This window comes from Halomonas sp. EF61, from assembly GCF_040147045.1.
In the GTDB taxonomy this organism is placed as follows: Bacteria; Pseudomonadota; Gammaproteobacteria; order Pseudomonadales; family Halomonadaceae; genus Halomonas; species Halomonas litopenaei.
Genome location: NZ_JAMSHM010000004.1, coordinates 581,802 through 595,266, shown reverse-complemented (window position 1 = coordinate 595,266; position 13,465 = coordinate 581,802). Strand labels below are relative to the sequence as shown.

Here is a 13,465-nt window from a genome sequence, read left to right as displayed (position 1 = left end):
AAGATGATCAACTGTACAAGGACAACACCATGACCGAGACGTGGGCGGTGGCCAGTGGACATCCGATCGCCACCAGGGCGGCGGAGCGAGTGCTGCGCCAGGGCGGCAATGCGGTGGATGCCGGCGTCGCCGCTGGCCTGGCGCTCGGTGTGGTCCAGCCTGACCTGGTCTCCATCGCCGGGGTCGCCCCGATCATCATGTTCGATGCCCAAACCGGCGAGGTCACCAGCCAGGACGGTGTCGGCGGCTGGCCGGCGGCGGCGGATGTCGAGGCGATGCACCGCGACCATGGTGATCATGTGCCCGAGGGCATCCTGCGAACGGTGATCCCGGCGGCGCCGGCAAGCTGGATCAAGGCGCTGGCGGACAAGGGCACCATGGGTTTTGGCGAGGTCGCCCAGGATGCCCTGGCCGCCGCCCGGGATGGCTTCGAGGTCTACCCACTGTTTGCCGACTTTGTCACCTCTCGGGTCGAGAAGTACGCGCGTTTCGCCTCTACGGCTGAAGTCTTTCTGCCGGGGGGCAAGCCACCGCAGGTGGGCGAGCGGTTTGTCCAGCGCGACCTGGCCTGGACACTCGAGCAGATGATCGAGGCCGAGGCGGCGTCGCCCGGTGGACGTCTGGCGGGGCTGGCGGCGGCCCGGGCGGCCTTCTATGAAGGGCCGATCGCCGAGCGCATCGTCGCCTTCCACGCCGCCAACGGCGGCCTTTTGACGGCGCACGATCTGGCGAACTATCAGGTACGTGACGAGGCCACCCACGCGGTGCGCTTTCGTGGTCTTGACGTGCACTGCTGCGGTGCCTGGTGCCAGGGGATCTCCATGGCACAGACGCTGGCGATGATCGAGGCGGCGGGCAGGTCGGCCAGCGTGAAAACGCAGGGCGGGCAGGAACGCCTGGACCTGCACTTCGTGCTTGAGGTGCTAAAGCGTGTCTTCGCTGACCGCGAGGCCTACGTCACCGACCCCGACTATATGGCGATCGCCCCTGAGGCGCTGCTCGAGCCGAACTTTATCAAGGCGCGGTTGGCGACGATTGGCGAGTGCTCGGATCCTTTGCCGGCGCCGGCTGTCGCCGGAGGTCGCAGTGGCGAGCCGGCGGTCTATCGCGTGGGCTGCGCTGATACCTCCCATGTCAGCGTCATCGATGCCGACGGCAATATCTTCTCGGCAACACCCAGTGATCCCAGCTACGACACCGTGGTGATCCCCGGCACGGGGCTGTCGGTGTCTTCACGCGGATCCCAGTCGCGCTCGATCCCCGGCCACCTCAACGCTCTGGCCCCGGGCAAGCGGCCACGCCTTACTCCCAATCCGATCCTCGCGCTCAAGGACGGCAAGCCCTGGCTTGCCATGGGCACCCCCGGCGGGGACGTTCAGGTGCAGGCGATGATCCAGGTGCTGCTCAATATGCGCGACCTGGGCCTGTCTGCCGAACAGGCGGTACGGGCGCCCCGGGTGGCCACCTATGCCTTTCCCGGCAGCTTCGCCCCCCACGACGTGCACCCCAACCAGGTGCTCTACGAGCAGGATCTATCGGCCGAGCAGGTCGAGCAACTTGCCGCCCGCGGGCATAAGCTCGAGGCCTGGCCAGCACTGACCTGGAAGGCCGGTGGCATTTGCCTGGCGATGCGTAATGATGAAAACAGGGACGATAACAGGGGCGACCCCAGGGGCGACAACGACGGCTGCGTCGCCGTGGCCGACCCGCGTCGCGCGGGCAACTCGGCGATCGGGGTCCGTGCCGCCAAACCGGGAGAGACGTCATGAACCCAGGTCTTGCCGATATCCTGGTCGCCATCATCGATCCGGCCACACCGTTCGACAGGGCGCTCGAGCGCTGCGCCGAGGCGATTCCCAACGGACTCTTTACTGCCATGCGCTTTCACCGGGACAGCATGGAGGTCGAGCGAATCCACTCCACCCTACCTGACGTCTACCCGGTAAGCGGTCGCAAGCCCAAGCGCGACACCGAATGGGGCGGCAAGGTGCTGCTCGACCGACGGGTGAACCTTGGTTACGGCGAGGAGGACATCGTCTGGGCCTTCGGTGACCATCGAACCATCCTTGGTCTCGGCCTCAAGGCCGTGCTCAACGTACCCATCGTACGTGGAGAAAATGTTCTGGGGACTCTCAACTTTCTGCGTGATGGCCCCGGCTTCACTGAGCAGGAGGCCGCCACCGGACAGCTACTGGCGGCGGCCATCGCGATTCGGGAGTGGGCGGGCAGTCAGGCATTTGCACCGACTCACCGATAAGACAAAGCCCCTCGTTTGAGGGGCTTTGGTCTCTCTGTGCCTGGGTCTCGGGCCTTAGTGGGCTAGCATTTCATCGACGATACCCTGGCCATCCAGTTCGGAGGGGTAGTAGGTCGGCCAGTTGGTGACTTCTTCAAGCAGGGCCGCACGGTCGTCACCCCAGTACAGGTGGTAGTGATCGGCCTCGGTCGGGTAGATGGCATGGTCGCTGAACTGGATGTAGTTCGGCAGGCTGTCGTCTTCACCCTGGTATTCGAAGATGTAACGAACGCCACGGTTGCCGGCCTTGTAGGTCAGGACTTCGTAGCCGTCGGAGGCGTATTCGCCGGAGAGCACCTGACCATCTTCGTGGAAGGAGACGGTAGAGCCATCGATGACGATACGGTCGACGTCGGTCTCGTAGCCGATCTCGTAGTACGCCTTGTATTCCTCGGCGGTCTTGTCATCGCTCTGTTCGGCCTTGTGGGCGAACACTTCGTCGAGGGTGCCGTCCAGCAGGTAGGGGTAGACGGACTGCCAGTCGCCTTCCCAGTCGGACAGCGGCCGATCCTTGATCTGGTCGTCGTCGAAATAGCCGGCGTAGATGTCCTTGGCGTGATCATGCTCATGATCATGATGGTCGTGATCGTGATCGTGATCGTGATCGTGGTCGTGGTCGTGGTCGTGGTCGTGATCGTGCGCTTCGCTGGCCGCGGAATCGCTTTGTGCGAGGGCCAGGGGGGCGGTCGCCAGTGTCAGGGCGCTGATTGCGGCGACGGCCATGCGGCGGGTCAGAATCGGGTCCATCGTCTTGCTCCTTGGGATGATCGGTGGGGCGTTGTGGCCTCCCAGGGGAGGCCTTGGAAAGAACAGGGCTTTCATCACTCGGCCTCGGCGGCGCAGCGGGTGACGCCGTCGGCCAGTTGGCGCAGCAATGCGGGATAGAGCTCGGTATCAAGCGGCAGGTCGACGCCCAGTGGGTCGATGACCAGCGACGTCTCGACCCCGGTGCCTGCGAAGACGCTGTCCACCAGCGCCGGGTTGAACTGGGGCTCTCGGAAGACGCACTGCACGCCGAGATCGGCGACACGCTGCTGGATCTCTCGGATACGCGCAGGGCTCGGGTCCGAGGCATCCCCCAGGGAGATCGCCCCGGCCGCCGGCACATCGAAGCGGCGCTCGAAGTACTGGTAGGCATCGTGGAAGACGATGAAGCGAGTACCCTGGGCCTGCTGGAGGCGGGTCTCCAGTTCATCGATCAGGTCGTCGAGCTTGCTGCGGGCTTCCTCTGCGTTGTGTCGATAGATGTCGGCGTTGTCGGGATCGAGTTCGGCCAGTGAGGTGGCGATGGCATCGAGCCAGGCCTGGGCGTTGACCGGGTCCAGCCAGCCGTGGGGGTCCCAGCCTGAATGGTCGTGATGGTCGTGATGGTCGTGGCCGGCATGCTGCTCGTGCTCGTGGCCGTCATGCGCGTCGTGCTCGTGCTCGTGGCCGTCATGCTCTTCGTGGTGCCCGTGGCCCTCATGCTCCTCGTGCTCATGGTGCTCATCATGATCGTGGGCCTCGAAGGTCGCGCCCTGTCGATAGGTAAGGCGCTGCGTGCCGGCGCTTTCCATCAACTCCACCTGCTGCGCATCCGCCGCCAGTGACTGGCGTGCCTTGGCAAGCCAGGGCGTCAATCCATCGCTGACCCAGAACACCACGTCGGCCTGTGCCAGTGCTTCCGCCTCGGAAGGACGCATGGCGTAGCCGTGGGGAGAGGCCCCAGGCTGGATCACCAGTTGCGGCGTCCCCAGGTCTCCCATCACGCGCTCCACTAGGCTGTGGACCGGCGGAATATCCACGGCCACCGAGGGGACCTCTGCGGCAGCCATCGCAGGAAGCAGCAGGCAAGGGAGGAGAAGGGGGCGTAGCGAGGTGTGCATCGTCATCGATCTCTTGGAGCGTTCTCGGAGCGGGTGATTGTGGCATGTTTTGTTATGATATAACATTGTTTTCGGAATCGAGAAAGGCTCTGGAGAATGTTCATGCCGCTATTGTCGATCGATGATCTGCGGGTCGTCCTGGGAGGGCAGACCATCCTCGAGGGCATAGACCTCAAGCTCGAATGCGGCGAAATCGTCACCTTGGTCGGCCCCAACGGGTCGGGCAAATCGACGCTTTTGCGTACCATCATCGGTGCGTTGATGCCCGCTGGCGGACGTTTGGTGCGAAGGCCCGGGCTCACCATCGGCTATGTACCGCAGCGACTGGCCATCGATCCGACCCTGCCGATGACAGTCACACGCTTTCTCAACCTGCCTCGTCGACGTTCCCGTGAAGCCGTGCAGCAGGCCCTGGCGCAGGCCGGCGTGCCTGAGCTGGGCTCGCAACAGTTGCTGTCGTTGTCAGGCGGCCAGCGACAGCGCGTTCTGCTGGCGCGAGCCCTGCTCGAGAAGCCCGACCTGTTGCTGCTCGATGAGGCAACCCAGGGCCTCGACCACCGGGGTACGGCGGATTTCTACCGCCAGATCGAGCGGGTGAGGCGCGAAACGGGCTGCGCGATCCTGATGGTCAGCCATGAGCTGCATGTGGTGATGCGCACCTCGGACCGGGTGATCTGCCTCGATCGCCACGTCTGCTAACAGGGCACGCCCGAACGCGTGCTGGCGTCCCCGGCCTATCAGGCGCTGTTTGGCCCCGATACCGCTGACGCGCTCGCCTTCTACCGCCACGAGCATCTGCGCGAAAAAGGCGCCGCAGGCCCGGCCTTGGCGCAGGTGGGCGCTGCCCGCTCCTTGGGGGTCTCGGCCTGATGCTCGATGACTTCATGCTGCGTGCGGCGCTCTCCGGAATCGGTGTGGCATTGGCCGCCGCCCCCCTGGGCTGTTTTGTGGTGTGGCGCCGCATGGCCTACTTCGGCGATGCCACCGCGCACGCCGCCATCCTTGGTGTGGCACTGTCGCTGTTGCTGTCGACCTCGATCTTCGCCGGAGTGCTGGTGGTGTCGTTGCTGATGGCGATCCTGGTCTCACTGCTCAGCGGTCGGGGCTATGCCATGGATACCTTGCTCGGGGTCATGGCTCATTCGGCGCTGGCCTTCGGGCTGGTGGCGGTGTCCTTCGTGTCCGGGGTGCGTATCGACCTGATGGCATATCTGTTCGGTGACATTCTGGCGGTCGGCAAGGGGGATCTGGTGTTGATCGCTGGCGGCGCCTTGCTGGTCATGGCGCTGGTGGCGTGGCGCTGGTCGTCACTGTTGACGGCGACCCTGGACGCGGATCTGGCACGGGCCAATGGCATCCATCCCGGGCGCGAGCAACTTGTGCTGACACTGTCCCTGGCGGTGGTCGTGGCGGTGGCGCTCAAGGTGGTGGGGGTACTGCTGATCGCGGCACTGCTGATCATTCCCGCCGCCGCCGCCAGACCCTTCTGCCGCACCCCGGAAGCCATGGTGCTGGTGGCCGCGGTGATCGGAGCCGCGTCTACTAGCGGCGGTCTTCAGGCGGCCTACTGGCTCGACACGCCCACCGGTCCCACCATCGTCAGCCTCGCCGCTGTGGTGTTTGTCCTGTGTAGCCTGGTGGATCTCGGCAGGCGCTGGCTCGCAAGAATGTCTTCCAGCGATATCTCGTCCTGAACGGGTGACCCGTGCGTTGCTGCTTTGGGCGCAGAGAGGAAGGCGGGCGACCACCCGCGTGTCCTCGTCGCGCGTCCCGAGGGCGATGAGAGGTGGCTAGAATCGGGGCGAGGGCGCTGGAAAGCTTACGAATCCGTCAGCAGAGCGCCTTGGTGCATGGGGATGGTGCGCTGCACCACAAAGAGGTGAGCGAATCGGCATACATCTGACTCATGTACATGAATTATTTGTTATGGAGTTGATTGGTAAGGAAAACCGCTTTTGTGGCACCGGTTATGCCTGAGTAAAGGTCACATGATCTTGGATACTGGCCTTGCTCAGGAGGTAACGAATGAATGCCCCGGTGTCGCACGCACTACCCTTGGAACAGCCGCAGGCGATCGCTCCGCCGCGCCAGAGTGTCATCTCGCTCGAGGGGGTAAGGAAGACCTTTGCCAGTCCAGGCAATGACAGCGTCGAGGTGATAAGAGACATCACACTCGATATCAAACAGGAAGAGTTTGTCAGCATCGTCGGGCCCAGCGGGTGTGGCAAGAGCACGATGTTCAACATCATCTCCAGCCTGCTGGAACCCACGGATGGAAAGATCACGCTGCGGGGGAGCGATCCAGTCTGTGGGGCGCGGATCGGCTACATGCTGCAGCGTGACCTGCTCTTTCCCTGGCGTACCATCATCGACAATGTCTGCCTCGGACTAGAAGTCAAAGGCGTATCCAAGGCGAAGCGCTACGAAATGGCCAGGGAGCAACTGGCGCGCTATGGCCTGGCCGATTTCGCCGATCAGTACCCCAATACGCTGTCGGGAGGTATGCGTCAGCGGGTGGCGCTGATACGCACCCTGATCACCGAACCCGATCTGATTCTGCTCGATGAGCCGTTCTCCGCGCTCGACTATCAAACCCGCCTGGTGCTAGAGGAAGAGATCGTGTCGATCCTCAAGGAGCACCGCAAGACGGTGGTGCTGATCACCCACGACATCGGCGAGGCCATCGCCATGTCGGATCGTGTCGCCGTCATGACCAAGCGACCGACCTCGGTCAAGAAGGTCTACGACGTGGGCCTGTCCAGGGAGCTTGGGTCCTGCCTCAAGGCACGCAGTGACGTCCGCTATCAACAGTTGTTCGACTGCATCTGGGATGACCTGGATATCCAGGTAGCCGGAGGTGCGGCATGAGTGAGGCCCAGGTCTACACCCATACGATCCAGTCGGGCAGCAACAGGGAAAACTGCGAGGCGCCCGGTCGCTCGATCCTGCTGACGGACAACCTCTGGCGTGGCGCGGGCATCGCGCTGGTGGTGGTGCTGTGGCAGTTGGGCGTCAATCTCGGCTGGATCAATCCGTTCTTGATGGGCTCGCCGGCAGGCATCGCGGAAGAGGCCTGGCGCCTGTTGCAGTCGGGTCAGCTTCTGGATGACACCCTGGCCACGGTCTCTGCCACCATCGCGGGCTTTCTTCTCGGCAGCGTGCTCGGCTCGGTCTGTGGCCTGCTGTTGTGGTTCTCGCGTACCACGGCAAGGATCATCGATCCCTTCATGGTGGCCTTGAACGGTCTGCCGAAGATCGCCCTGGCGCCGATGATCATCATCTGGTTCGGCTCGGGCATGTTTTCCAAGATCATGCTGGCCTTCGTCGCGACCTTCGTGGTGGCGTTGCTGTCGGCCTACCAGGGCACCCATCAGATCGATCGCAACATGATCAATCTGATGAGGTCGCTGGGTGGCTCCCGCCGCGAGATCTTTACCAAGGTGGTCGCCCCGGCAACCCTTCCCTGGATCATCTCGGCCTTCCGTCTGAACATCGGCTTTGCGCTGATCGCCGAAATCGGTGGTGAATTCATCTCTTCCGATCGCGGGCTGGGAAGAATGATCTTCGTGGCGGGCAACCTGTTCAACCTGAATGTGGTCTGGGTAGGCGTGATCGTCCTGATGATGGTGGCTATCGCACTTTACGTGGTGGTCTCGAAGGTGGAGAAGCGTCTGTTGCCGTGGGAGAACAAGTAGAAAATACCGTCAGAAAAAGCTGTAAAGCATGACGAGTATAACGAGCAATAGGCGTGGTGAAAGGCAAGAGTGACAGGCGTGGCAAGTGCACAAGGCATGTCAAGTGTGGCAAGCGTAGAAGGCGTAGTGAGTGAAGTGAAGGTAGTGAGCGTAGTGAGTATTGAAGGTGTAGTGAAAGTAGTGAGTGCAGTCCCGAAGCTGAAAATATAACGACAAGGAACAGAACCATCATGAATTCATTTGCGTGCTCCAAGAAAGTTGTCGTCGGTCTCGGCCTCCTGGCCAGCGTGTCTTCGTTCCAGGCCCAGGCCGAAGACATGGACACCATCTTGATCAACGAGGCGTTTCACTCGCTGCTCTATCTGCCGGTCTACGTGGCCAAGCACGAAGGGCTGTTCAACGAGTACAACATCGAGGTCCCGGTGGTACGTTCGGCGGGCTCTGGACCGGCGGCTCTGGCCTCGGTGCTGGCCGGCGAATCGCAGTTCTCCGTGCATGGACCAGAGCATGTCGGCTTTGCCCAGGAGCAGGGGGGCAGCGGCAAGGCCATCAGCGCGGTGGCCAACAGCGCCCCTGTCTGGGTGCTGGCGAGCCCCGATCTCGACTACAGTTCACCTGCTGATCTGGCCGGCAAGGAAGTCGTCGTGGGGCTGGCGCCTGGTACGTCCAATACCTTGATCAAGCGGCTGATCGAAGACGCCGGGCTCGACGGCGAGGTGTCCATCACCGAGGTGCAGAATGGCTCGGAGCTGGGGCCGGTGCTGTCCGGGCGTGGCGACATCGCCGTGGCGTACCAGCCTCAGGTCGAGCAGGGTATTTCCCAGGGACTGGAGGTAATCCACGCCTTCACCGACGACTATCCCGAGTACGCGTTTTCGACCATCAACACCTCCCAGGAGATGATCGATGACAATCCGGACCTGGTACTGCGCTTCGTCAATGCCATCAATGACTCCCTGGCGCTGATCCATTCCGACGCCGATGCTGCCAAGGCGGTGGCGCGTGAGGAGTTCGGCGATCTTTCCGGCGAGGTCGTCGACGCGGCGGTGCAGCGCATGATCGACAACAACGTCTATCCCGAAAGCGTGACGATTACCGAAGACGCCTTTACCAATGCCATCGAGATGCAGCGGTTCGTCGGCAACATCCAGGGCGAGATGTACTACGAAGATATCGTCGATGACTCCTTCGCCGCCAAGGTCGTGAACTAAGGCGCGTTCCCGGGTCGCTCGTCGACCACCGTAACAGGGCGTCGAGTACGCCATAAGCGAGAAGGTGGGTGGAGGAGGGCCTCCGCCCATCTTCGATGCTGGAGGAAAAGTGAATGCTAGCGGCACTGTTGTTCTTCAGCGCGGTCGGTGGACTGGCGGGGCTGGTCGCGGGGCTGTTTGGCATCGGGGGCGGCATCATCATCGTGCCGGCACTGTCACTGGCCCTGGCCCATCAGGGCGTGGAAGCGGGCCTGGTGATGCACCTGGCGATCGGTACCTCGCTGGCCATCATTGTGGTGACCGGCGCCTCCTCGGCCTTCAGCCACTGGAGGAAGGGGGCGGTGTCGCTGGATCTGCTCGCGCGCATGCTGCCCGGGTTGATGTGTGGTGCGGTGCTCGGGGGGCTGGTGGCCGAGCAGCTGGACGCACAGCAACTCGAGCGCTACTTCGGTGTGTTCATGCTGTTGCTGGCGCTTCACATGTTGCTGTCCAAGGGTGTCAGTGAAGCCGACAGTGGCGCCGGTCGTCCGGCCATGTTCGCTGCGGGCACCGCCATCGGTACCTTTTCGGCGCTGTTCGGGGTAGGCGGTGGCGTGCTCAGCGTGCCCTGGCTTGCCCGAAACGGCGCCGGAGTCACCCACGCTGTCGGCACATCAGCAGCGTGTGGCCTTCCGATCGCCGCCGCCGGTGCCATCACCTTCCTGTTCACCGGGCTTGGGCATTCCGGCCTGCCGAGCGGTAGCTCCGGCTACCTCTACTGGCCGGCCTTCTTCGGCGTCGCCTTGTTCAGTGTGCCGGCGGCCCGGCTGGGCGCGAAGCTCGCCCACTTTCTTCCCCCCCACCGGCTGCGCCAGTTGTTTGCCGCGGTGATGCTGGTGGTGGGGCTCAAGTTGATCCTCTGACGTCACAACAACGCTTTCAACAATCCTCGAGGATGATCCATATGCAATCAGGTCCTGACACCATTGGCGCCTTTCGTAACAGGCTCGACCAGTCCGACGCCGAGGCGCTGGACTGGTGGCACGAGTGCACAGCAACAATCGAACACAGCGAGGCCTCGGTAGGGGCCTGGGAGGCGCTCGCCGAGTCGCCGCCGGCGCTGGATCCGGCGCTGGCGGATCGCCCCCTCTACGGTGTGCCGGTGGGCATCAAGGACATCATCGATACGGTGGAACTGCCGACAGCCTGGGGAACCGGCGGCTACCTGCGTTCTGCCGGCGCGCTGGTCGATGCGTCCCTGGTCACCCTGCTCAAGCAGCAGGGCGCGCTGATCATGGGCAAGACGGTATCGACGGAATTCGCCTATTTCACCCCGGGCAAGACCCGCAATCCCCACGACGAAGCGCGTACGCCGGGCGGCTCATCCAGTGGGTCCGCCGCCGCGGTGGCGGCGGGCATGGTGCCCATCGCCTTCGGCACGCAGACCGCCGGCAGCATGATTCGTCCGGCCAGCTATTGCGGCGTCTATGGTTTCAAGCCGACGTTCAATACCCTGAGCACCGCAGGCGTCAGGGGCTTCGCCCCATCGCTGGATACCCTCGGCTGGTTTGCGCGCAGCATCGGCGACATCTGTACGGTATTCACCAGTCTGACCGGTGCGGCCGAGATCGCCCCGCAGCAAAGCCTTGCCGGCGTTCGCATCGGCACCTTCAGCCTGCCGGCAGGCCAGCCACTGGCGCCCGACGTGCAGAAGGTGATTGCCGACGCCGAAGCGCTGGCGAAAGAGGCCGGTGCCGAGATCGTGCCGCTGGCGCTCGGTGATGACTTTGAACAACTGGTCGAACATCAGCGGGTGGTTATGGCCTACGAGTCCGCGGGCACCCTGGCCAGTGAGTACGACCGATTCGCGGATCAGATGGGCCCCAAGCTGGTCGAGCTGATCGAAGAAGGGCGCAACATCAGCTGGATGCGCTACTGCGAGGCAATGCGTGCCGTGGCCAGTGTCCGGCAAACGCTGACGCAGATCTTCGACACCCAGGTCGATGCGATCCTGGCAGCCAGCGCCACGGGCGAGGCGCCGTTGGGGCTGGAGGCCACAGGCGATCCACTCTACTGCCGTGCCTGGACCCTGTTGGGGGTGCCCTGTCTCAACCTGCCGATCGGGCAGGGCAGCAATGGCATGCCCATCGGTGTGCAGTTGATCGCCGATCGCTGGGCCGATGAGCACCTGCTTTCGCTGGCATCCGGTCTGGTTGGCGGGCTCAAGCCCGTGGCCGTTGCCGAACGGGAGCCAGCGCTGTCGGCTTGATGCCTGGCGTCGCTCGCACTGGAGCCATCGCTCGTCTGCCTGCACGCAAGCGCTACGGGCGACGAGCGTGGTCGGCCCCTGTGTGGCCGGCCACGCCGGCGCTTGTCCCGGGCCGGCGCAGTGTGCATGGGGCTCGATATCGGGACGAGCCTACGGCTGCCGGGCCCCTCAGGACGTACAGATCCACAGTATTCGCGCCGGCTCGTCACCGACCGATATCACCGCGTGGCCCATCTGGCTGTCGAAGGACATGCTGTCGGCGACCTTGAGCCGGGTCGGTTCGTAGTGCTCCGTCCATACCTCCACTTCACCCTGCTGCACCACGATCTGCTCATGTCCGGCGTGGCGCTGCAACTCGCCGAACTCCTCGATACTGGTGTTGAGCACCGTCGTGGAAAACACCAGAAAGTCCTTGGCCACCATGTCGTTGCACAGAAGCTCGAAGCGATAGTTGGGCGTCTCGACCACCGGCCCCTGGCCCGCCCGGGTCAGGGTGCGCCAGCCGCTCAGGGCGCTGCGTTCGTTGTGATAGAAGAGTTCGCTGACATCGACCTCCAGGGCCGCGGCCAGCTTGACGATCACGTCGTAGGTCGGGGATAGCCGGCCGTTCTCGATACGCGAGATGCTGGCGGCGGAACTGCCCGAGGCCTCGGCCATCTGGGCGATGGTCAGGCCCCTATCGCTTCTGAGTGCCTTCAGGTTGGTGCCGATGGAACCTGCCTTGCGCGGGCGCTCCCTGACGCGTGGGGGCGGGGTGACGGTGTCGCTCATGCTGGCCTCCGACGCCTTTGTCTCGAATTTTTCAAGAAAAAGCGTTGATTATTGGTCTTTTTTTATAGTTTTGACTGAATATTGCGTATATGCAATCCTCATTCACGAACGCGACAATAGCAAGGTGTGTGCGTGTGAGCGGGTGCTCCGGCGTGATCCCGGGGTTGCCAAAGCGCTTGCCAGCACGGTCATTGCGCTCCGAATTTCCACAAGAAAATCCAATGGGGATAATAATGTACAAACTGAATCGACTGGCGGGCGGTGTCGCCCTGGCGGCCGCGCTGGCGGGTGCCTCGCTGAGTGCAAGTGCCGAGGAAATGAACTGGAAGATGGCGACTCCCTGGGGCGGCGGTCCCTGGCTTGAGCGCGATGCCCAGACCTTCGCCGACTACGTCGACCAGCTGACGGCCGGCGACATCGCCATCGAGGTGTTCCCCGGTGGCACCCTGGGGGGCGCGCTGCGGGTCACCAATACGGTCAAGGCCGGGGTGGCCGAGGTCAGCCACAACTACGTCAACTACGACTACGGCACCGATCCCACCGCGGCGCTGCTGGCCGGGCATTCCAGCGGCCTGACGCCGGAAGAGTTCATGATGTGGATGTACGAGGGCGGCGGCGTGGAGCTGTATGAAGAGTTCCGCCGTGACGTCTTCGATGTGGTGGCCTTTCCCTGTTCGATTCTGGGCACCGAGATCTTCCTGCACTCCAACAAGAAGGTCGAGACGCTGGAAGACTTCCAGGGTCTGCGCCTGCGTACCTCCGGCGCCTGGGCCGAGATCGCCTCCCAGCTGGGTGCGTCCACCGTGGTCATGGCGGGCAGCGAGATCTACAACGCCCTGGACCGTGGCGTGATCGACGCCGCCGAGTGGGGTAGCCCCGAGATGAACAAGCCCACCGGCTTCCAGGACGTGGCGCAGTACGTGATCCTGCCCGGCGTGCACCAGTCGGGTGGCTTCCTCGAGTGCCAGGTCAACCAGGACGCCTGGGATGCGCTGAGCGCCGAACAGCAGGGGCTACTGCGTCTGGCCGGCAAGCTCAGCGTGTTCGACTCCTGGCTCGCGAGCTCCTACGCCGACCTCGAGGCCTACCAGGAGCTGGTCGACGGCCCCAACGAGATCGTCCAGCTGGATCAGTCGTTCATCGACGCCATCTATGAAGAAACGCGCAAGTGGGAAGACGAGAACGCCGAGAGCAACGAGTGGTTTGCCCGGGTGCTCGAGTCCCAGCGTGAGTTCAAGGCCAGCATGACCAACTGGCAGCAGTATCGCCTGCCGATCGGTGCCATGGGTCGCGACTGACCACACGCCTTGCGGCCCGGCCAGACAGCAGGAGCTAACCCCCTTGCTGCCTGGTCGGGCCGCTGTCTTTACCACCACCTG

General features: G+C 63.4%; 13 protein-coding genes. 10 read left to right on the top strand and 3 right to left on the bottom strand.

The genetic code is table 11. The features are described from left to right. Positions 1-29 precede the first annotated feature (29 nt). Both NFI08_RS22090 and NFI08_RS22085 read left to right on the top strand, forming a co-directional pair. Entirely contained in the window at positions 30-1,769 is a 1,740-nt protein-coding gene (locus NFI08_RS22090) for a gamma-glutamyltransferase family protein (RefSeq protein WP_349591493.1), read from the top strand. Next, positions 1,766-2,257: a GAF domain-containing protein gene (locus tag NFI08_RS22085; protein ID WP_349591492.1), complete on the top strand. Its 492-nt coding sequence runs from the start codon at positions 1,766-1,768 to the stop codon at positions 2,255-2,257. Before NFI08_RS22090 ends, NFI08_RS22085 begins: the two co-directional genes overlap by 4 nt. A 54-nt stretch (positions 2,258-2,311) precedes the next feature. Here the strand turns inward: NFI08_RS22085 and NFI08_RS22080 are convergent, their stop codons facing one another. Together NFI08_RS22080 and NFI08_RS22075 are read right to left on the bottom strand one after the other, a co-directional pair. Then, the gene (locus NFI08_RS22080) at positions 2,312-3,043 is read right to left on the bottom strand and encodes a ZinT family metal-binding protein (protein ID WP_349591491.1); all 732 of its coding nucleotides are present in this window, start codon (positions 3,041-3,043) and stop codon (positions 2,312-2,314) included. Positions 3,044-3,117: 74 nt separating this feature from the next. Further along, positions 3,118-4,041, bottom strand: coding sequence for a zinc ABC transporter substrate-binding protein (locus NFI08_RS22075; protein ID WP_502881146.1), 924 nt, complete (start codon positions 4,039-4,041; stop codon positions 3,118-3,120). Positions 4,042-4,263: 222 nt separating this feature from the next. Between NFI08_RS22075 and NFI08_RS22070 the strand changes: the two genes are divergently transcribed. The 7 genes from NFI08_RS22070 (at position 4,264) to NFI08_RS22040 (ending at position 11,315) form a co-directional block, all read left to right on the top strand. Next, on the top strand, positions 4,264-4,860 hold the full coding sequence (locus NFI08_RS22070) for a metal ABC transporter ATP-binding protein (RefSeq protein ID WP_349591490.1): 597 nt from the start codon (positions 4,264-4,266) through the stop codon (positions 4,858-4,860). Between the two features lie 170 nt (positions 4,861-5,030). Continuing rightward, positions 5,031-5,855, top strand: a complete 825-nt coding sequence (locus NFI08_RS22065) for a metal ABC transporter permease (protein ID WP_349591489.1) — start codon at positions 5,031-5,033, stop codon at positions 5,853-5,855. A 331-nt stretch (positions 5,856-6,186) separates the two neighbouring features. After that, entirely contained in the window at positions 6,187-7,029 is an 843-nt protein-coding gene (locus tag NFI08_RS22060; RefSeq protein WP_349591488.1) for an ABC transporter ATP-binding protein, read from the top strand. Then, the gene (locus NFI08_RS22055; RefSeq protein ID WP_349591487.1) at positions 7,026-7,856 is read left to right on the top strand and encodes an ABC transporter permease; all 831 of its coding nucleotides are present in this window, start codon (positions 7,026-7,028) and stop codon (positions 7,854-7,856) included. The genes NFI08_RS22060 and NFI08_RS22055 overlap by 4 nt, the downstream gene beginning before the upstream one ends. A gap of 230 nt (positions 7,857-8,086) precedes the next feature. After that, entirely contained in the window at positions 8,087-9,067 is a 981-nt protein-coding gene (locus NFI08_RS22050) for an ABC transporter substrate-binding protein (RefSeq protein ID WP_349591486.1), read from the top strand. Between the two features lie 113 nt (positions 9,068-9,180). Next, entirely contained in the window at positions 9,181-9,969 is a 789-nt protein-coding gene (locus tag NFI08_RS22045) for a sulfite exporter TauE/SafE family protein (protein ID WP_349591485.1), read from the top strand. A gap of 41 nt (positions 9,970-10,010) precedes the next feature. Continuing rightward, on the top strand, positions 10,011-11,315 hold the full coding sequence (locus tag NFI08_RS22040) for an amidase (protein ID WP_349591484.1): 1,305 nt from the start codon (positions 10,011-10,013) through the stop codon (positions 11,313-11,315). Between the two features lie 168 nt (positions 11,316-11,483). Here NFI08_RS22040 and NFI08_RS22035 read toward each other — a convergent pair whose 3' ends face one another. Further along, a complete protein-coding gene (locus NFI08_RS22035) occupies positions 11,484-12,086 on the bottom strand; it encodes a helix-turn-helix domain-containing protein (protein WP_052704543.1) in 603 nt (200 codons plus the stop codon). A 233-nt stretch (positions 12,087-12,319) separates the two neighbouring features. Between NFI08_RS22035 and NFI08_RS22030 the strand changes: the two genes are divergently transcribed. Next, positions 12,320-13,384 carry a type 2 periplasmic-binding domain-containing protein gene (locus NFI08_RS22030; RefSeq protein WP_349591483.1) on the top strand — a complete coding sequence of 355 codons (1,065 nt, stop codon included), beginning with the start codon at positions 12,320-12,322 and terminating at the stop codon, positions 13,382-13,384. The last annotated feature ends 81 nt before the right edge of the window (positions 13,385-13,465 follow it).